Origin of the sequence: Rothia nasimurium, from assembly GCF_928381705.1 — a bacterium.
Lineage (GTDB): Bacteria > Actinomycetota > Actinomycetes > Actinomycetales > Micrococcaceae > Rothia > Rothia nasimurium_G.
Window position 1 is genome coordinate 188,750 of the sequence record NZ_CAKMSR010000001.1, and the last position, 19,451, is coordinate 208,200.

General features: G+C 60.6%; 19 protein-coding genes. 6 read left to right on the forward strand and 13 right to left on the reverse strand.

Features of this window, described 5'->3' with window-relative positions:
• Window positions 1-7: 7 nt before the first annotated feature.
• A complete protein-coding gene (locus tag L6762_RS00880; protein WP_237185127.1) occupies window positions 8-583 on the reverse strand; it encodes a DUF3027 domain-containing protein in 576 nt (191 codons plus the stop codon).
• Between the two features lie 106 nt (window positions 584-689).
• Here L6762_RS00880 and L6762_RS00885 point away from each other — a divergent pair, with 106 nt between their 5' ends.
• From L6762_RS00885 to L6762_RS00900, 4 genes are all read left to right on the forward strand, one after another.
• Window positions 690-935, forward strand: a complete 246-nt coding sequence (locus L6762_RS00885) for a hypothetical protein (protein WP_237185128.1) — start codon at window positions 690-692, stop codon at window positions 933-935.
• A gap of 119 nt (window positions 936-1,054) precedes the next feature.
• Complete coding sequence (locus tag L6762_RS00890; RefSeq protein WP_185174100.1) at window positions 1,055-1,765, forward strand: response regulator transcription factor; 711 nt, start codon at window positions 1,055-1,057, stop codon at window positions 1,763-1,765.
• Window positions 1,766-1,849: 84 nt separating this feature from the next.
• A complete protein-coding gene (locus tag L6762_RS00895; protein WP_237185277.1) occupies window positions 1,850-3,265 on the forward strand; it encodes a sensor histidine kinase in 1,416 nt (471 codons plus the stop codon).
• A gap of 327 nt (window positions 3,266-3,592) precedes the next feature.
• Window positions 3,593-3,883, forward strand: a complete 291-nt coding sequence (locus L6762_RS00900; RefSeq protein ID WP_237185129.1) for a WXG100 family type VII secretion target — start codon at window positions 3,593-3,595, stop codon at window positions 3,881-3,883.
• Here L6762_RS00900 and L6762_RS00905 read toward each other — a convergent pair.
• A complete protein-coding gene (locus tag L6762_RS00905) occupies window positions 3,880-4,788 on the reverse strand; it encodes a ribonuclease HI family protein (RefSeq protein ID WP_237185130.1) in 909 nt (302 codons plus the stop codon). The genes L6762_RS00900 and L6762_RS00905 overlap by 4 nt on opposite strands.
• Before the next feature lie 80 nt (window positions 4,789-4,868).
• On the opposite strand from L6762_RS00905, the gene L6762_RS00910 reads away from it, so the two are divergent.
• On the forward strand, window positions 4,869-5,678 hold the full coding sequence (locus tag L6762_RS00910; protein ID WP_237185131.1) for a 4'-phosphopantetheinyl transferase family protein: 810 nt from the start codon (window positions 4,869-4,871) through the stop codon (window positions 5,676-5,678).
• A gap of 2 nt (window positions 5,679-5,680) precedes the next feature.
• On the opposite strand, the gene L6762_RS00915 is transcribed toward L6762_RS00910, so the two are convergent.
• The 6 genes from L6762_RS00915 to L6762_RS00940 form a co-directional block, all read right to left on the reverse strand.
• Entirely contained in the window at window positions 5,681-6,769 is a 1,089-nt protein-coding gene (locus L6762_RS00915; protein ID WP_237185132.1) for an isochorismate synthase, read from the reverse strand.
• Window positions 6,770-6,859: 90 nt separating this feature from the next.
• Window positions 6,860-7,996 (reverse strand): 23S rRNA (uracil(747)-C(5))-methyltransferase RlmC, encoded by a 1,137-nt coding sequence (rlmC, locus tag L6762_RS00920; RefSeq protein WP_237185133.1) that lies wholly within the window; start codon window positions 7,994-7,996, stop codon window positions 6,860-6,862.
• Window positions 7,997-8,114: 118 nt separating this feature from the next.
• Window positions 8,115-8,276 (reverse strand): hypothetical protein, encoded by a 162-nt coding sequence (locus L6762_RS00925; protein WP_237185134.1) that lies wholly within the window; start codon window positions 8,274-8,276, stop codon window positions 8,115-8,117.
• A 232-nt stretch (window positions 8,277-8,508) separates the two neighbouring features.
• On the reverse strand, window positions 8,509-10,134 hold the full coding sequence (gene groL / locus L6762_RS00930) for a chaperonin GroEL (RefSeq protein ID WP_135013265.1): 1,626 nt from the start codon (window positions 10,132-10,134) through the stop codon (window positions 8,509-8,511).
• Window positions 10,135-10,466: 332 nt separating this feature from the next.
• Complete coding sequence (locus L6762_RS00935; protein ID WP_237185135.1) at window positions 10,467-11,201, reverse strand: LytR C-terminal domain-containing protein; 735 nt, start codon at window positions 11,199-11,201, stop codon at window positions 10,467-10,469.
• A gap of 98 nt (window positions 11,202-11,299) precedes the next feature.
• Window positions 11,300-11,542, reverse strand: a complete 243-nt coding sequence (locus tag L6762_RS00940; RefSeq protein ID WP_237185136.1) for a DUF3263 domain-containing protein — start codon at window positions 11,540-11,542, stop codon at window positions 11,300-11,302.
• Between the two features lie 63 nt (window positions 11,543-11,605).
• Here L6762_RS00940 and L6762_RS00945 point away from each other — a divergent pair, with 63 nt between their 5' ends.
• Complete coding sequence (locus L6762_RS00945) at window positions 11,606-12,286, forward strand: uracil-DNA glycosylase (protein WP_272878671.1); 681 nt, start codon at window positions 11,606-11,608, stop codon at window positions 12,284-12,286.
• Between the two features lie 28 nt (window positions 12,287-12,314).
• Here the strand turns inward: L6762_RS00945 and L6762_RS00950 are convergent, their stop codons facing one another.
• The 5 genes from L6762_RS00950 to ptsP form a co-directional block, all read right to left on the reverse strand.
• Entirely contained in the window at window positions 12,315-13,793 is a 1,479-nt protein-coding gene (locus tag L6762_RS00950) for a threonine/serine ThrE exporter family protein (RefSeq protein ID WP_237185137.1), read from the reverse strand.
• The gene (locus L6762_RS00955; protein WP_237185138.1) at window positions 13,783-15,855 is read right to left on the reverse strand and encodes a threonine/serine ThrE exporter family protein; all 2,073 of its coding nucleotides are present in this window, start codon (window positions 15,853-15,855) and stop codon (window positions 13,783-13,785) included. Before L6762_RS00955 ends, L6762_RS00950 begins: the two co-directional genes overlap by 11 nt.
• A 140-nt stretch (window positions 15,856-15,995) precedes the next feature.
• Complete coding sequence (locus tag L6762_RS00960) at window positions 15,996-17,096, reverse strand: lipid II:glycine glycyltransferase FemX (protein ID WP_237185139.1); 1,101 nt, start codon at window positions 17,094-17,096, stop codon at window positions 15,996-15,998.
• Between the two features lie 227 nt (window positions 17,097-17,323).
• Entirely contained in the window at window positions 17,324-17,602 is a 279-nt protein-coding gene (locus L6762_RS00965) for an HPr family phosphocarrier protein (protein ID WP_135013272.1), read from the reverse strand.
• A 124-nt stretch (window positions 17,603-17,726) separates the two neighbouring features.
• A complete protein-coding gene (ptsP, locus tag L6762_RS00970) occupies window positions 17,727-19,424 on the reverse strand; it encodes a phosphoenolpyruvate--protein phosphotransferase (RefSeq protein ID WP_237185140.1) in 1,698 nt (565 codons plus the stop codon).
• Between the last annotated feature and the right edge of the window lie 27 nt (window positions 19,425-19,451).

Sequence of the window (19,451 nt, forward strand, 5' to 3'; positions counted from 1 at the left end):
GTGGAGGTCATTCAGCGCTGGCACCGTCCTGGGTATCTTCAGCGGAGTTTTCTTCGGCAGCTTCAGTGCTGTCCTCCTTCTCTGAGGACACGTCACTATAATCTACGTCCTCGTGGTCGTAGTCTTGCTCTTCCTGGTCTTCGGGGAGTAGGCGGTCGGCCCAGGGTACCCAGGCCGGGGCAAGCAGGGCGTCATCGCCGGGCAGGAGGCCAATTTCGCAAACGGTTGCGACCTTCGAGCGGGGAGCGCGTGAGAGGGTGGCAAACCAGAACCAGCCTCGGTAGCCCGGTAGGGTGCATTCAAAGAGGTGGGTGGTCAGGCGCTCTTCTTCACCGCGCAGGTGGTGGACGGGGCCGATGGAGTTTTCGGGTGCGATATCGGCTAGGCCCGCGAGGGCAACATCTTTGGCAGCGGCAAGGACGGCGTCGACCTTGCTGGTACGGCGGCGGCGAGTGGGCTCGCCCAGGGTAGGTTCGGGGGCGGACGCCGGGGCCTGCTCGGCAGTCTCAAGGCCGGGCTGCTCGTAGCTTTCTGCGCTCGAAGCGCCGGGGGCCGTTAGCTCGTCTTTTACCTCTTCAGTCATACTCCTATTAAAGCAGGCCGGTGGGAGGTGTGGTCACCGCTCTTCCTCGCGGCGTAATACCGCTGCTTCTTTAGGTAGGTATAGCTGGCCTTGATAGCGTAGAGGTATGTCTTCTGAACGAACCGAAATTCCAGAGCTGCCCTACGGCGGAGCTATCCGAGCGCTGGGACTTGCCGCAGGCGTCCTCATGCTGATGGGAACCGTCTGCGGCGTCACCATGCTCCTGCTCAAGTGGACTACCGGGCAGGCACCCAATTTTTTGAGCCTAGCTCCCCTACTCACCCTACCCCTGGCTTTTCTAGCCCTCTTAGGTGCCCTCTTCCTTACCCTGCTCCGTCGCCGGGCTAGCTAAAAACCGGCCTTTAGCTGACGGCGTATTTACTGCCTTTTCCCAGCATGACTAAAGCAAACTCAGCAGAACATACAGCTGCACACAGCTAGTGCACAGGTAATAAGCGCACAATTAAAAGCGTGAATACCAAAGAACCTGAAGCAAAACTGCTGGTCGTCGACGACGAACCCAACATTCTAGAGCTCCTCGCAACCTCCCTGCGTTTTGCGGGCTTTGAGGTTGTCACCGCAGCCAACGGCCGTGAGGCTCTTGAGAAGGCTGAAACCGAGTCACCCGATTTGGCCGTACTCGATGTCATGCTGCCCGATATGGACGGCTTCACCGTCACCCGTAAGCTGCGCAGCTCCGGCCGCCTCTTCCCCGTCCTCTTCCTCACCGCTAAGGACGACACCGAAGACAAGGTCACCGGCCTCACCGTAGGCGGCGACGACTACGTCACCAAGCCCTTCAGCCTAGACGAGGTTGTGGCCCGCATCCGCGCCGTCCTGCGCCGTACCCAGCCCCACATCGAAGAAGATTCCCGCCTGCGCGTGGACGATTTGGTGCTGGACGACGATGCCCACGAGGTCTTCCGCGGCGATCGCGAAATCGATCTTTCTCCCACCGAGTTCAAGCTGCTGCGCTACCTGATGCTCAACCCCAACCGTGTACTCTCCAAGGCTCAGATCCTGGATCACGTATGGGAATACGACTTCAACGGCGATGCCTCTATTGTGGAGTCCTACATCTCCTACCTGCGCCGCAAGATTGATAACGACCAGAACCTACCCCCGCTGATTCATACCAAGCGCGGCGTCGGCTACCTGCTTCGTACCGCTAACAAAAACTAAGGGGTTACGAGTTTGCGCTCTCGTCTCTCTGTGCACCGGCTGGGTTCGCTCTCCTTGCGAACCCAGCTCGTGCTTTTAACATCTATGCTGCTGGCCCTGGCTATCTCTGTGATGTCTCTGGTCGCGATTTCAGCGATTCGAGCCAAGATGATGGACCAACTCGATGACGAGATTACTGCCAGCTACAGCTACCTGGTGACCGCGGTCTACGCCGACCAGCAGCTCTCACAGACCCAGGGGACTTTCATTCCCTATGAAGCATATTTGCTAGATAGCGACGGAAATATCGTGAGGCCGGTGGCAACGCTGGCCGACGAGTCGTCCTCCCCCGTCATTTCTGGCCTGACCGCTGATAACGTCAAGCGCTACAACAAGGCTGCGCTGACGGTACGGGCAGCCAGCGGCCACACCGAATGGCGACTAATCGCCTTCCCGGTTGAGGACACCAACCAGACCCTGGTCATCGCCGCCCCCCTGACCCAGATCAACCAGACAGTAGCTATCGTGGGCGGCCTCACCATGCTCTTTGGTGTAGCTACCCTTCTTGCCTCCATCGCGCTGACCTGGGTAATTGTAACCAGGGCCTTTGAGCCTCTCGCCCGCGTGGAGCAGACCGCAGCCCAGATTGCCGCAGGCGACCTCTCCCAGCGTATTGAGAACTACAGCCCCTACAACGAGATTGGCCACCTCACCACCTCTTTGAACACCATGCTCTCGCACATTGAAGAGGCCTTTGACGCCCAAAAGCGGTCAGAGGTGAAGATGAGGCGTTTCGTGGGCGATGCTTCGCACGAGCTTCGCACCCCGCTAGTATCGATTCGGGGTTATTCTGAGCTCTACCGTATGGGCGGCCTGCCCAACGATGAGGCCGTGGCAATGGCTATGGACCGCATCGAATCAGAGTCGAAGCGCATGGGCCAGCTAGTAGAAGACCTCTTAACCCTGGCTCGTCTCGACGAGCGCCGGGTTGCCGAGAACGCCCGGGTAGACCTGCTGAAGCTGGCTACGGACGCCGCTAATGACGCCTTCGCCTCGGCCCCCGACCGCACCATCGAGGTGGTGGGGCTAGAGGGTGCAGAAGCCCTCACATCCCTGGTCTGGGGCGATGAGCAAAGACTGCGCCAGGTCATCGCCAACCTGATGACCAATGCCCTGCGATACACCCCGGCGGGCTCCCCGATTGAAATTGCGGTCGGGTCGGTACCGGGCGTTGATGGCACGTGGACGTCCGTGCTCCAGGTCCGTGACCATGGCCCGGGTATTCACGGGGAGGACGCCGAGCGCGTCTTTGAGCGCTTCTACCGGGCTGATACTTCACGCACCCGTGAGACGGGTGGAACCGGCCTGGGGCTAGCAATCGTCGCTGCGATTGTAGGCCAGCATGACGGAACGGTGCGGGTTGAAGAGACAGAAGGCGGCGGAGCTACCTTCACTATTCGCATTCCCCAGTACAGTGACCACACCGGCCCTATTCCGCTTGCAGCGGGTGAGCAGGCCTAGACCAGGCCTTATTCTGACGCTCTAGAAGTTTGGTCAGGGCCTTCTTGCCCTCGGCAGCTTGCTGCGCCCCTGGTGCAGAGCCGCTGGTGCAGAGCCCCTGTGGATAGCTGCTAGAAGCCGTCATAGAGACGTCATCACTGCACCATATTTTTCTTCTAGAGGTGTGCAAAACCCCGCCCTGGCAGCTCAACTGCCGGGGCGGGGTTTTCCACAGGTGCTCTTTTTCTTCCGGCCAGAGCTAGCTCCCCCGTAGGCTCAAAGGTATCAGGCAGCCTACCCTATCGGCACCTGGTACCCCTCATATCCCCCTGTTCAAAGGAGAGCCCCATGGCCCAGTTCAATGTCGATGCAGACCTCATTGCCAGCAAATCAGCCCAGGCCCACGCCCAGGTAGAGACCATCGTTTCAGAGGTCAATGCCCTCACAGCCTCGCTCCAGGACCTTCAGGGGTCGTGGACGGGCTCGGCGTCCGCTAATTTCCAGGGCGTGCTCGCCCACTGGCGGGCTACCCAGCACCAGGTGGAAGAGTCGATTGCCCAGATTAACGAAGCGCTCTCACGAGCAGGCGTGAACTATTCAGAAACCGAAATGGCGAACGCTGCCATGTTTGTGGGCTAGTCTCTCGTCGCGGTGTCCTGGCGGTAGCGGAGCTTCCAGCTGCCGCCGGCGAGCACCCAGGTGCTTGAGCGGAGCAGGGTTCCTCGTGCCGTAGGTACCTTCGATACCAGCAGGGCAGCGTCCTGCCCCAGGGCAACCGAGGAAAGAATCTCAGGTGTTCCCGTTGCCGCGCAGGCCCGCTCCCGGTAGGCCAGGACGGTTGCCCGATCTGTTACCTGGCCGGTCGGGACGACCCAGGTAAGCTCAGGGTGCATCAGAGCCCCCACAAGCTTTTCTGACCCGTAGATAGAGGGCTTGAGCATCTGCTCTTCGTGAGCCAGGGCCTCGGCTACGGGGTCTAAATCGCTCTCGGAAGCCTGTGGCGCCAGACTCTGTTCCAAGTCCCTACTATACGGCTCAAGACTTGCACTGTTCGCGGAGCTAAGACCACGCTTAGATCCCAAGCCTGGCCCGGTCTCTACCGGAGTGCCGTCGCGGTAGGCTTGGGCTGCCCGGTTGGCCCGTTCATCAGCGGCCTCGTTCAGAGGGTGGCCGGTATGCCCTTTCACCCACTCAAAGGAATAGCTCCGCCCCTGAATAGCCCGGTCGAGGGCCTGCATCAAATCGACGTTGAGCACAGGCTTACCGTCGCTTTTCTTCCAGCCCTTTTTCTTCCACCCGGGCATCCATTTAGTGATGGAGTTGATGGTGTACTGGCTATCGCAGATAACGTGCAGGTGCTCATCTGCCCGGTCTGCGGTTGATTCAAAGAGGTCAAGCACCGCTTTGAGCTCACCCATATTATTGGTACCGTGCTCCCAGCCACCGGCAGCCCAGTTGTCCCTATCGATATACCAGGCCCAGCCAGCGGGCCCGGGGTTACCCAGGGCAGAGCCATCGGCGGCAGCGATGATTTTTTCGGTCATAGTCCTCGAACTTTCAGGTTGCAGGCGCCTTTTATTCTACGCTCCGCCTCACCTGGGGCGTCACCGCTAGAATGGTCATCATGGTTCACCCTTCAGCTTCCGCCGGGTCAGCGAGCGCCCAGCTCACCCTTTTTAGCATGCCCGCAGAGACCCTCCGCACGGGTCACGGGGTGAGTTGGCTGGCTTATGTCGGTATTGAGGAGCAGGTAAGAGCCTCTGAATTCAAGAACCCGGATGAAGCGCTTGCCTTTGCTGCCCAGCACACCCTCATGCGGTGTATGGCGGCCAGCCATTTAGGTGTTAAAGCTACTTCAGCTTCCGAGATACCCGTGGACCGCGCCTGCCTCTTATGCACTAGCGGCCAGCCACACGGTAAGCCCCGTATCGAGGGGGTCAACCTCAGTATGGCAAGAGCCCTAGGGCTGGCGGCAGGGGTAACCGGACCGGCAGGGCTCAGTATAGGGCTCGATCTCATTACTGTGCGCGGCAGCTATTACGATAGCTTCGACCGCATCGCCCTCGCCGACTACGAAAAGCGGGTGGTGGCGTCCTTACCTGCTCCTGAAGCGGCGCTAGCTAGGCACTTGCTCTGGAGCGCCAAAGAAGCGGTGCTCAAAGCCACCGGCTATGGCCTAGCCCTAGAACCCAAGAAAGTCATGCTGGCCCTGCCTCCCCTACCTGCTGCCTTAGAGCAAGCCCAAGGGCTAACGGCTAGGGCGTCAGTGCACCTGCCCGGAGAAACCGAGCCCCGCACCTACTGGATTACCTGGCAGGTACACGAGGGCACCTACCTCTTGGCAGTAGCCAGCAATTGCCCGCACACCTTAACCGTGCATGCGGTTACTACCCCTCTGATGGTGCGCCGAGTGCTAGACCAAGAGGCTAGCTAACGCTACAGGGAATTCAGTTCAAGCCCCAGGGCCCGGGCGAAGGTCCCCAGCTTGGTTGCGGTCTCAGCGTGCTCACCGGCCGGGGTGGAATCCTTCACGATTCCAGCACCCGCGAAAAGGGTGGCCTCTTGCGGGGCGACCTCGGCACAACGCAAGACCAGGTACCAGCTCCCCTGCCCGTGGGCGTCCATGTACCCCACCAGACCGCCGAAGAAGCCCCGGTCGAAAGGCTCTAGCTCTTCAATCAGCCCCCGAGCCACCTCTGTAGGTGTGCCGCAAATAGCCGGGGTAGGGTGGATGGCTCGGGCTGCCTGCAGCGACGAGACACCGGGCAGCAATTGGCCGGTGACCGGCGTACTGAGGTGCCAGAGCTGGGGTGTAGAAATAAGTGAAGGTACGGCGGGCACATCCATCTGCACGGTAAGGGCCTCTAGCCGCTGGCTGATGTCATTGACCACCGTTGCGTGTTCGGCTCTGTCCTTAGCGGACCGCATGAGAGCCTCACCGATTTGGGCATCGTCGGTGCTCCCCGGGGCAGCAGTTCGGGCAGCGGAGCCAGCCAGGGGGACAGTTCGAAACGTGCTCCCCTCCGTCTGAAACACCAGCTCGGGAGAAGCACCCATAAGGTAGTTACCGTTGGGCAGCTGAGCACTAAACACGGTAGCCCGCTGCTGCTGGGCACGCAGGGCATCAAAGAGATGGGGCAGGTTCAGTTCTTGCTCATACTGCACCCGTAGCAGGCGGGCCAGGACGACTTTATCGAGCTGGCCCCGGTTCATCAGCTCAACGGCGTGGGCAACGGCTGCCCGGTACACGTCGCTGTCGATTCCCTCAACCAGGGCAGGAGCCGGCTGGTCCACCGTATCGGCAGTGGGTAGGGGGATATTTTCTCGCACCCAGCGGTCAGGGACAGCAAGCTGGGCCGGAGCGTCCGGGTCAAAAGGTATCAGTCCCACCACCGCAGAGCCCCGGCGCTGGGCCAGGCTCAGGGCATCTGCCTCAGCCACCGGAGTTAGGGCGCCTTCGGCCCGCACCACGGTAGTGCCTTCAGCCAGCATAAAAGGCGAAGGCAAGGCAGGGAACTGAGGCATTTTACTTTCTTTCACACTTATTCGGGGAGCGGAGTTGGGCTTCTTTCACCCTAGTACACAGGCCTGATGAGAACCTAAAAACAGGGTAGGTTAGCGGCGGCGCTTAAGCAGCATAATCGTCTCGTAGTGGCTACTGTGCGGGAACATATCCATTACCTGCCCCTGCACGGGCTCCATCGACGGCATGCTTTTGAGATCTTTGACGAGAGAGCGCAGGTTGCAGCTCGAATAGATCACCTGGTCGATACCGCTGCCCTCGATCCAGTGAGAAAGCTGCGGCCCCAGCCCCCGGCGGGGCGGGTTCACAATCAGCATCTCGGGTACCTGGCCACTGCTGGTGGCGTAGTCGGGCGCATCCTGGGCAATGAAGTGTAAACCCGTTAGACCGCGTTCAGCGACGGTGCGCTGGGCAGAGGCAATAGCCTCGTTACTAATTTCAATACCGGTCACGGTAGCCCCCGTCGGCATGACCGCTGCAGCGTGCAGGGCGAAGCCTCCTACCCCACAGTAGAGGTCCCAGAGGCTGGCCGGTGCTGCTTCGCTAACCCAGGCCTGGGCCTGACGGTATAGGGCAGCTGCGATGGGGGTGTTGGTCTGGAAGAAGCTCTGGGGGCGCAGGTGCAGGGTCATATCGTTGACCTGCATGGGCAGGGTAGTGCGCTCGGTCAGAATAATTTCTTCGCTCCCCTCAACCAGGGCAACGTGTTCGCGCAGCAGGTTGACGCTCACTACCGCAAGCTGGGGTAGCTGTTCGTGAAGCCGGGGCAGTTCTCGTTTGAGCGCTACGATGAGTTTTTTGGAACGCAGAACGAAGCGGACCATCAGTTCGCCGCTATCGGAAGCGGTCACCAGAATGTTTTTCAGTTCCCCTTTGCGTTTCTGAACGTTGTAGGGGGTAAGGTCAGCCCGCTGGATTAGGTCAGCAAGGACGGGTATGGCCCGGCTAATTGCGGGCAGGTAAAGCTGGCAGTCGGTGAGGTCAATGCCCTGCCCCTGCCTGTTGAGAATACCGAGGGTGGGCTGCTGGGAAGTTCCACCGACGACCAGCTTAGCCTTGTTGCGGAAGGCTTGGTCTGCGCTTGCTACAGGTGGGAGCCAGCTGAGGCTCGCCCAGGGTTCGAGCAGGGTCTGGGCGTCATGCTGTTTACCCGCTAACTGATTGGTGTAGGGGGTTTCAAGTAGAGAGCATGAGCGGCAGAGGCCGGCATCGAAGTAGTGGCAACGCATAACTTCACTATTTTACAGCTCCCTGCCACCGGTCGTATAGGCGGAGCTTTGGGCATAGAGAAACCGGCGCCTCGTTGCCGAGACGCCGGTTCCAGGAAAACACAATCACTATTAACTCTTAGCCACCTGCACCAAATGCAAGATCGCGATGGAGAGCCTCAGCGCTCTTCTTCTCGAGCTTGGTCCAGCCGTCGGATGCGTAGGCAACAAGCAACATTGCCAAGAGCCCCACGATGATTGCGTAGAGAACAAGATCGACAATGGTAACCATATGCCTCACACCTTTCAGTTTCGCCTTTGATACTGATGAGTAAAAGTAAGAGAAGACCTCTTTAGTGATTTAAAGCATACCCATAGATAGATGTGAAGTGCAATACTATTATCTAAAATTTTTAGTCATATTTTCAGAGGGGTATAAAAAAGCTCCGCCGCTCCTTGCCAGGGGCAAGAAGCGGCGGAGCTTACAGCACGTGAGGAACCGGGAATGAACCGGTTTTCTCAGGCGGACGTGATTACATCATGCCGCCCATGCCACCCATGTCGGGGGCGGCAGCTGCTGCTGCGGGTTCGGGCTTGTCGGCAACGACGGCCTCGGTGGTCAGGAAGAGACCGGCGATGGAGGCAGCGTTCTGCAGGGCAGAGCGGGTTACCTTCACGGGGTCGTTGATGCCTGCTGCCATGAGGTCTTCGTACTCACCGGTTGCAGCGTTCAGGCCGGTACCTGCGGGCAGGTTGCGGACCTTGTCGACAACGACGCCGGGCTCCAGGCCTGCGTTGAAGGCGATCTGCTTGAGGGGAGCATCGATAGCGACGCGGACGATGTTGGCGCCGGTTGCTTCGTCGCCGGAAAGTTCCAGCTTCTCGAAGGCCTTAACGCCGGCCTGAATCAGGGCTACGCCGCCGCCGGGGACGATGCCCTCTTCAACGGCTGCCTTAGCGTTGCGGACAGCGTCCTCGATGCGGTGCTTGCGTTCCTTGAGTTCGACCTCGGTGGCGGCACCGGCCTTGAGAACTGCAACGCCGCCAGCCAGCTTGGCCAGGCGCTCCTGCAGCTTCTCGCGGTCGTAGTCGGAGTCGGAGTTAGCGATTTCGCCACGGATCTGGGCTACGCGACCCTCGATAGCGTCGGCATCGCCGGCGCCCTCAATGATGGTGGTCTCGTCCTTGGTAACAACAACCTTGCGGGCCTGGCCCAGCAGGTCGATGGTTGCGGTGTCGAGGGAGAGGCCGACCTCTTCGGTGATGACCTGGCCGCCGGTGAGAATAGCGATGTCAGCCAGCTGGGCCTTTCGGCGGTCGCCGAAGCCGGGAGCCTTAACAGCTACAGACTTGATGGAACCACGCATCTTGTTGAGTACCAGCAGAGCCAGGGCTTCGCCCTCGACGTCCTCAGCGACGATCAGCAGGGGCTTGCCGGACTGCATGACCTTTTCGAGGACGGGGACGAGGTCCTTGACGTTAGAAATCTTGGAGCTAACGATCAGGATGTAGGGGTCTTCAAGAACAGCTTCCTGGCGGTCTGCGTCGGTGACGAAGTAGCCGGAGAGGAAGCCCTTGTCGAAGCGCATACCCTCGGTCAGTTCCAGGGTCAGGCCGAAGGTGTTGGACTCTTCGACGGTGATGACGCCTTCCTTGCCGACCTTTTCCATGGCCTGGGCAATCAGCTTACCGATTTCGGGGTCGCCGGCTGAGATAGATGCGGTTGCAGCGATCTCTTCTTCGGTTTCAACTTCCTTCGCTGACTCCAGCAGTTCAGCGGTGACGGCTTCTACAGCCTTTTCGATGCCGCGCTTGAGGGAGAGGGGGTCGGCGCCAGCGGCGACGTTGCGCAGGCCTTCGCGGACGAGAGCCTGAGCCAGGACGGTTGCAGTGGTGGTACCGTCACCGGCGATGTCGTCGGTCTTCTTGGCGACTTCCTTGACCAGCTCTGCGCCGATCTTTTCGTAGGGGTCTTCGAGTTCGATTTCCTTGGCGATGGAAACACCGTCGTTGGTGATGGTGGGTGCGCCCCAGGCCTTCTCCAGTACAACGTTGCGACCGCGGGGGCCGAGGGTTACCTTCACTGCGTCTGCCAGGGTGTTCAGACCCTTTTCAAGACCGCGGCGTGCCTCTTCATCAAAAGCAATCAGCTTTGCCATATGGCTTTCGCTCCTTCTGGAACATTCGGGGTGAGCGCGATTCTTCGGTGCCCGCGACGGACGGCGCAGCCCGGCTTGTACTGCCATGGGGCAGGTGGGTGCGCCTCACCAGAGCATCGCTTCAGGTGTCTTACTCAAGAGCGGTTCGGCAGCTAAACCTAGCACATGATTTAGCAGTCGAAGCCTCTGAGTGCTAATACCAATCTTGGCACTTGAGCCCTAGGGGCGCAAACCTATTGCTCCCACAGCCGACCCTTAATCGCCCACAGCGCACAAGAGGTGCCGGGCAGGTCAGCGGTGGGCGGACGTCCGCTGAGCGTGAGCTAGCGGCCCTAGCCTAGCTGGTAGGTGCCGGTTGCCGAGTCGTAGATGTAGTTACCGGTGGGGTCTAGGTAGAAGGTAGCGGTGGCCGGGTCGTAGCTGTAGCGCTCTATCGAGGTAGGTGTGGGTGAGGTAGAGGGAGAATCGGCTACCCCGGTACCGCTGGTGGCAGAGTCCGTAGCTGATGAGGACGTCCCGGCTAGGCTGGTGGGGTCGAAGTCGGCTCCCAGAACCACGTAGACAAGGCCGGTCTCAGCCTGGTAGTCCTGGGCGATGGTGGGCAGGCCCAGGGTGTCAGCTATTTCGTTAGCTTCTGAGGAGGCCCCGGTGGCGAAGTAGACCATGGATTCAGCGGTGTAGGCTCCCGCCCAGTTAGCGGTAGAGGTAACGGTGTAGCCGATCGCTTCGAGGGCTGCGGTGGCCTGGGCGGCAGCACCGGCCGGGGCGCTGGAGTTGTAGACCTCAACGGTCACGCTGGAGGGGTTAGTGGTGGGCGTAGCTTCAGCGCTCGGGCTTGCCGAAGCGGTAGCGGTGGCGCTACTGGATCCGGACGCCTCGGGGGCAGCGGTACGCGGAGAAATCACGTACATGGTGCCACCCACAATAAGGGCCAGCACGCCGCTGATAATAATTGCCAGTAGACCTGCGCGGGAGGTGGCGTTATCAACAGGGGCACCGCGATAGGCACCTCGGCGGGAGGTGTTTTCGTCGATATCGTCGAACTCATCGCGGGGGTAGCTGTTCACGGGCGTCCTCATGATCGTGCGCGGGGCGGGCTTTTAGTTACTAGGGTACACGCTAGGTACCGGTGAAGCGGGCTCACGCTCCCTACCGACTAAGAGGCTTAGGTTAGGGCATCGCGCTTGAGGCGTAGGCGGCGGGTAAGAGCAGGTTCGGCGGCAATTGCTCTGGGATTGTCGATGAGGGCGTTGAGCTGCTGGTAGTAGGCCACCGGGGTGAGCCCCAGAGTGCGGGTAATAGCCTGTTCTTTGCTGCCCTGGTATTTGAAACGTTTTTTCTCAAGATTGAGAATTGCCGCTTCGTTCTCGGTGAGGCCCTCTTCGGGTTCGGTGGTCTCGCTACTCATCTCTTCACTTTCGGTGGTCTAGTCTTAGTAGGGAGAATACCGCACCGACGCCCAAGGAGTACCGTGCCTGCCCGCCCCCTGCATGAGATTATGGCCCCTGACTGGGCCCAAGCCCTCGCCCCGGTGGAACCCCAGATTCGAGCTATGGGTAACTTTCTGCGGGCAGAGCACGAGGCTGGGCGGGCAACCCTACCCCCGGGGGCCGATATTTTCCGCGCTTTCACCTACCCCATGAACGAGGTGAAGGTGCTGGTGATTGGGCAGGACCCCTACCCTACCCCCGGTCACGCGATGGGTCTGAGTTTTTCGGTGCGCCCCGAGGTGCGCCCGATTCCCCGGTCGCTACAGAACATTTATAAGGAACTCCAAGCCGACACCGGGCTGGTGCCCCCACCCCACGGGGATCTTACGGCGTGGAGCGCTCAGGGGGTTATGCTCATGAACCGGGTTCTTTCGGTAGGGGCAGGCCAGGCAGGCTCGCACCGCAATCTGGGCTGGGAGCAGGTCACGACCGCCGCCATCGAGGCGCTGGCACAGCGGAGCACGCCCCTGGTGGGGCTGCTCTGGGGTGCGGACGCCCGCAAATGCAGGCCCCTTCTCGGCAACTACCCCTGTGTTGAGTCGCCCCATCCGTCACCGCTGTCGGCCTCGCGGGGCTTCTTCGGCTCACGGCCCTTTAGCCGGGTTAATGAGCTCCTGGTGCAGCAGGGGGCGCAACCCGTGGACTGGGCACTCCCCCACTAAAACATAGCCATAGGGGCATATAGCTATGTCACACTAAGTTCCGCGAGCTCCTCGACCGTAAACGCCCTGTCATGTCATCCCACAGGTAAGTGCCGCACACAATCCCCGTGGCCATCAGCAGAACCGTCACCCCGGCGGCGGTGAGGCCCTGGCCCCCGGCAAAGACGTCCTCCCCTCCCAAAACCAGGTAGGAGGAGCGGAAAATAGTAAGACCCGGCAGCATAAACATCATGCCCGGCACATAGTAAATAGAGGCCGGGCTATGCAAAAGATAACCCAAGAAGGCCGAACTTAAGCCCACCAGGGTTGCCCCGGCAAGTATCTGCAGGCGTCCGCCTTCTAACCCCGTTATGGCACCCAACCCGTAGTAGCCTGCCTGCCCCAGCAAAGATACCAGCAGGGTCAGCCAGATAGTCTGGGCAGAGCCTTGCCAAGCAGCTGCCGACATGGCACTCCCCACCGCCATACCGGCTATAGAAACCCACAGGGGTGGCGGGCTAAAAACTGACTGCTGCACGTCCAGGCTGGTGGCATCAAAATAGTTCATGACCGTCACGGCCACCGCGATTCCCGCGATAATCCCGGTGAAATTAGCCCCTGTAATGACAAACTTACCGGCCGCAGTGAGGGGGAAGCCGTGTAGGGCGTCCTGAACCGCTGATACCAGGCGGAAGGTGGGGAGCAGCATCATCAGCCCTGCCGCCACGATATGCGGGGCAGATACGTAAAAGCCCCTGGCATAAAACCAACCCTCGGGGTCAGAAACCAAGAGGGCCAGCACCGTAATCGTTGCAGCGCCCAGGGCCATCATGAAGTAGCTGGGCAGCCTCAACCGCCCCGCCCACACCAGCACAAAGTTCACCACGGTAAACACCGCCAGAGAAGTCACAGCGGCCCGCCAGGAGCCTCCCACGCCCAGAGTAAAAGCCCCTGCCATCAACAGGTTCCATGCCAGCAAAACAGCCGGTGAATAGAGCTTCTTCTGCGCATTGACCTGAGCCAGACGGCGCTCGGCCCGGCCCCGGCTCACACTCCCCTGGGCAATATCGTGTACCAGGCGGTAGAGCTGGTGCAGGGCTAGGTAATTCTCAGAGGTTGACCGCACCACCCGCACCAGGGTCAGCCCCAGCTTCTCAACACCCAATCCACCGGCTTCGGGCAGCTGCCCGCGCTCCGCCGCCTCATCAAATTCAGAGACATAGTTAATCACGATGGACTGGTAGGTGATATCAACCTCTACATCGTGAATACCGTACATAGCGCATACGGTCACGACGGCGGTATCTACGTCCGCAGCGTCAGCCCCGTAATGGAACATGGTCTCGGCCAGACGTAGGGCGAAAGCCAGAATCTCGTGGGTTTCTTCCTTCTGCCGAATCCGCTGCCGGTAGCGGGCTAAGGCCACCTGCGCCACCTGGCGCTGGGCCACACGGGCAAGGCCGCGAATAGGGACGGTCAAGGCTTGCTGGGGCTGGGCAAAAGAACGAAAGCCCCCGTTAGCGGTCACGCTTTTCTTTCTGCTCGCCGCCCTCAAGGGCGGGGCTCAGATAGCGCTGAATGATGTACTGCATGAGGTAGCTCCCCAGCACCACTCCAGAGGCCATGGAAAGAATAATGGCGATAGCCGCTACCATGCCGGGCACACCGGCATCGGAGTTAGCTTCGACCGTAAACAGGTAGAGGCCGCGGAAGACCGAGAGACCGGGGAGCAGGAAGGTCAGGGCAGGAACGTAGAAGATAGAGGCCGGGGCATGCAGGCGATAGGCCAGGAAGGTGCTCATCAGGCCGATTACTAGAGCGGCAAAAGCTGTATTGGCCCTCCCAGCGCCGGCACCAAACATAAGGGTGTAGCCCTGGTAGACCCAGAAGCCGCAGGTTGAAATCAGCAAGATCCACAGCAGGGTTCGCCAGCGGGCGTGGGTGGTCACCGCAAAGGCTAAAGAGGCCAGCATGAAGAAGGTGTAGCTGACGCCCAGCCCCGCCCCCACAAATCGGGTTTCGGTGATATCGAGTTCACTCACGCCGAGTACCGACAGCACCGCTACCGCCGAGGCCAGCCCCACCACGATACCCAGGAAGGACATGCCCGTTGACACGAACTTACCCGCCGCCGTGAGCGGGAAGCCGTTGAGGGCGTCCTGCACCGTCGAGACCAGCCGGGCGGTGGGCAGGAGCATGATGAGCCCGGCCGCCACAATGTGGGGTGCTGAGACGTGAAAGCCCACTTGAGAGAAGATAGATGCCTCATCCGATATATAAATAGCGGCGAAGGTAACCACACCGGCACCCGCTGCCATGTTAAAGAAGCCGGGCATCTTGAGCTTAGAAATCAGGCTGTTAACGAAGTGAATCGCCAGGAATACGATACCGCCCACAGCTCCCGCCGCCAGAGACCCACCCAGGGCCAGGACCAGGGAGAAAGCCGCCACGATGTTGGCCAGCATAATGACCATGGGTGAGTAGGGCTTTTTAGCGGTATTGATTTTGTGTAGGCGACGTTCGGCCCGGTGGCGGGGTAGGCCGCCAGCGGTGATGTCGTTAATGAGCTTGTAGATGTCGTCCAGGGCAGCGTAGTTCTCTGACCAGGAGCGCACCACGCGCATAACCGTGTGGCTAAAGCGTTCTTTACCGGGTGCTGAGTTTTCGGGCTCGCTCAGGTTAATAGCCCGGGTGCGGTCATCGACCTCGTCAATATCGGAGACGTAGTTGATAATCACCGACTGGTTGGTGATATCAATTTCAACATCGTCCAGCCCGTAGGCTGCACACACGGCCACAATCGCCGAGTCCACATCGACGGTATCTGCCCCGTAGTGGAACATGGTCTCAGCCAGACGCAGGGAGAAGTTGAGGACCTCGCGGGCTTCTTCTTTCTCACGCACGTATTCGGCGCGGTGGGCGGCGGCGATATTGAAAGGACGCTGGGCCAGACGGGCAATGCCGCGCATGGGTTTGGTGAGCGACTGGTCGGTGCTCACAAAAGATTTTAGGGAGGAGCGCACCCGCGAGGGGCGTTTAGCAGCAGGACGACGGGGCGATGCGGGCAGGGCAACGGTGTGGGGCCCAGCCGCTGAAGGGTAGGAGGCCTGTTGCAGGCCGGTAGCTTCGTTTACGGTGAGGGTGCCCGCTGTCGCCGGGCTAGGGTCGTTGTCGCTATCGGCTCGACCAAGACTCAGATCGGTGGCCGGGCCGAAGGCAGAGGGCACCTTGTAGCTGGTGGGGGCCGCTAAATCAAAAGCGGACGCCCGCGATTCAGCTACCCCGGTAGCAGTAGGGTCTACGGTTTCAGCAGGAGTATCAAAAGCGCTGGCAGGCTCCCCCTGCCCCAGGTGGGCCAGGCGGTTACGCAGCTGGGGGTCGCGCACCTCATCAAGCGACACAACCGGCAGGGGCCCCCAGGCCTGTGCGGACGAGGGGGCGGGGGCGCCCTGCCCACCGGCGTCCGTACCCTGTAGCGGCTGCCCGGCACTCCCCTGCCCAACCGCCGGGCTGTCGCCCGGTACCGCCCGCGGCAGCAGAGCCGTCTGCCCAAAGGCCCCGGCCCCGGTGCCCTCCTCGCTAGGGGCCATATCAAACGCAGAGGCGGAAGGGTAAGCCTTTTGCTGCAAGGGAGTCTTGCTGGGGGTCAAAGGGATTACTCCTTCCGCCTCTTACGGTGAAAGTTGTTCAGGCACAGCACCCGCTGCGCCCAGTATGAACCGGGGTCGGTTTAGTAGAAGGGCTGGCCGGTCTTACGGACCCAGAGCTGGCGCATGACCTTCTCAACGGCCTGATTCCAGGCCTTGTACTTGACAGGTGAGAGCACCTGGTCCCAGACGCCAACGTAGTCGATGACGTCCTTGGTGAAGGAGGTCTTGAAGAGACCCAGGCCGTAGTGGTGGTGGTCCTTGTTCTTGAGCTCGCTCTTGGGCGGGGTGCCACAGAAGTCGTAGCTCTTGATGTCGAATTCCTTCATCAGGTCGGTCAGGGCAGTCCACTGCACCTGGTGGGAGTCGCCGTACTGCTTACGGCGGGGCTTGGAGCCGCCGTCCTTGTAGGTGCCCTTCTCGCCGTAGCGGATCACGTAGGCACCCACGGAGGGATCGCCGTCCTCGTAGGTGAAGTAGAGGCGGCCCTGGCCAGCCTTTTCAAAGGTGGTCCAAAAGTCGCGGTAGTAGTCGTAGGAGCGCAGGTGCACGTTGGCGTTGCCCTGACCCACGGTATCCATGAGGGCGTACATCTTCTTCATGTTCTCTTCGGTCAGCGGCACGCGCTCAACTTCGCAGCCCTCGCGCAGGGAGCGGCGCACGGCGTTGCGTCCGCGGGAGGAGAGAGACTTGAGGACGTCTTCTTCGCTCTTGTCGGTATCGAGAATTGCGGTGGAGTCGTTGGGCTGGATGTTCCAGCTCTTGACCAGACCGGTCTTAGCCATAAAGGCGTTGATGGAGTCGTCCGCGATGATATCGGGCTCAATCTTGACCGCGAAGACACCCAGCTTCTCACGCTTGATGAAGTCCTTGTTGGCATCGAGAATCGCGGGGATCTCTTCAACAGAGTTCACGCCGGGGCCCTTGATCATGTACCAGATTTTGCCCAGGGCAGGTACGGACTTTTCGAGTACCAGGTTGTAGCTGGCAAAAGGGGCCTCTTCACCGTTGAGGACGGTGGTGCCTTCGTAGACCAGGTAGAGGGGCTTCCAGCCGTGCTTGGCTTTGACGGAAGCGAAGGACGCTGACTGCAGCAGATTGCCACCACCGGGGCTGGCGATGACGTGCTCATCCCAGGAAGCGATTTCGGCGTCGGTAGCGAAGCGGGCTGTGAACTGTCGCAAGGTCCCTCTTTTTCTTTTCGGTGCGCGAGTGGGCGCGGGAAAGGTTTCAGCTTCCCAGTCTATCGAGACTGGGCGGGCTATGCACCCTGTGGGCGCCGTGAGTTTCGTCTGGTGTAGCTAGGTATCTGCCCTGTAGCCCCTTACCCGGGCACAGCAAAGCCCCCGCTTGCGTTAAGCGGGGGCTTCACATTCAAACCGTTAGGCTGAGATTGCTCGACTGAACCGTATTATTCGGCGTCGTGGTCGGTCTCGAGGATCTTGACCAGGGTGTCGAGTGCTTCTTCAGCGCCTTCGCCCTCTGCGCGCAGAACGACCTTGTCGCCGTGCTTAGCGCCGAGTGACATCAGGGAGAGGATGGAAGCTGCGTCCATTGCCTCGTCTGCGGGCTCGCCTTCAGCTGCGATGGTGACTTCAACGGGGAGGTCGCCTGCTGCTTCAGCGAAGATCGCTGCGGGGCGGGCGTGCAGGCCAACACGGCTTGCGATGGTGGCAATACGTTCTGCCATGGTGTTCTCCTTATAAAGGGGGTGCGGATTTGTTGTCCACTACTGAGTCTAAATCAGGTGCGTATGTTTCGCTCGCGTTAACCGCTTATTTTGGTGTGATTTATTCAGTAGTGGACGGTGGAGGTTAGAGACCGAGCTCGTCCAGGATCGGCAGGTGCTTGCGCGCTGCTTCCTTAGCTTCTGCTGAGGAGATCTGGTCGAGGGCGTCGTTGGCGATCTGCTGGGCCTTTTCGGGGGTGACCGACTTGAGCACGGCGGAGACAGCTGCCATGGCGCCAGCGTTCATGGAGAGGGTGTCAACGCCCAGGCCGACGAGAACGACGGCCAGTGCGGGGTCGGCTGCTGCTTCACCACAGACGGAGACGTACTTCTTGACACCGGCCTTGGCGGATGCTCGCTTGGCGCCTTCGACGGTCAGCTTGATCATCTTGAGGACGGCGGGCTGCCAGGGGTTATTGAGGTGGGCCAGGTCGCCGAGCAGGCGGTCTGCTGCCATGGTGTACTGTGTGAGGTCGTTGGTGCCGATGGAGACGAAGTCGACTTCACCGAGGATCGCTTCAGCGTTGACGGCTGCTGCGGGGGTTTCGACCATGACGCCGCGGGTTGCCAAGCCTACTTCATCAACCATTTCCTTGAAGCGGCGGGCTTCACTGGTGGTTGAGATCATGGGAGCCATGACCCAAATGTCGGCGTCGGAGCCGTCGGCTGCTGCCTTGATGGCTTCGAGCTGGCGTTCGAGGACGCCGGGCACGGTCCAGTCGGTGCGGTAGCCGCGGACGCCGAGGGCGGGGTTCTCTTCTTCCTTGACGTTGAGGAAGGGCAGGGGCTTGTCGGCGCCTGCGTCGAGGGTGCGAACGACGATGTGCTGGCCGGGGAAGGCGTCGAAGACGGCCTTGTAGCTGGCGGTCTGGGTTTCTACTGAGGGTTCAGCGTCGTGGCCCAGGAAGCCGAATTCGGTGCGGAGCAGGCCCACGCCTTCGGCCTTGAGCCCTGCTGCCTTTTCTGCGCTCTTGCCGTCGCCGACGTTGGCGTAGAGGGGTACGAGGGTGCCGTCTGCCATGGCGCCGGTGCCGTCGAAGTCGGGCAGTTCCTTGCGGTTGGCGTACTTTTCGGCCAGGTCGCGGTGCTCGTCGGTGACCTCGGTGTTGACGGTGCCTTCGTTAGAGTCAATGTAGACTTCGGTGCCGTTTTCGATGTCGGTGACGCCCTTGGCGGCAACGATAGCGGGCAGACCGAGACCGCGAGCAAGAATCGCGGTGTGGGCCTGGGGGCCGCCGTCGGAGGTGATAAGGGCGACGACCTGCTTGGGGTCAAGGGTGGCGGTGTCTGCCGGTGCCAGGTCGATAGCTGCCAGGATGAAGGGCTCAGCAGAGACGGGGATGCCGGGGGCCTGCTGGCCGGTCAGTTCGGCGACGATGCGGGCGCGGACGTCGTGAATGTCGGTGACACGCTCGGCCATGTAGCCACCCAGGGCTGCCATCTGGTCAGCGAAGGCTGATGCGGCTTCCCAGACTGCCAGCTCGGGGGCCTTGCCCTGCTTCTCGACAATCTTGATAGCGCTCTTGAGCAGGGCGCGGTCGGTTGCCATCTGGGAGGTGGACTTGAGCACGGCCTTGCCGTCACGGCTGGCGTGCTCGGCGCGTTCCAACAGGCCGTTCTTGACGGTCTCGGCAGCTGCCTTGATACGCTCGGCGGCCTGCTCGGGGGTTTCGTCGGCGGAGAGCTTCAGGGATGATGAGGGAGCCTTGATGGGCTCGGGCATCTGAAGGACTTTGCCGATAACGCGGCCGGCGTAGACGCCGACACCCTTGTAGATAGTCATAGTGTTTTCCTTCTAAGAGGTTGAAGT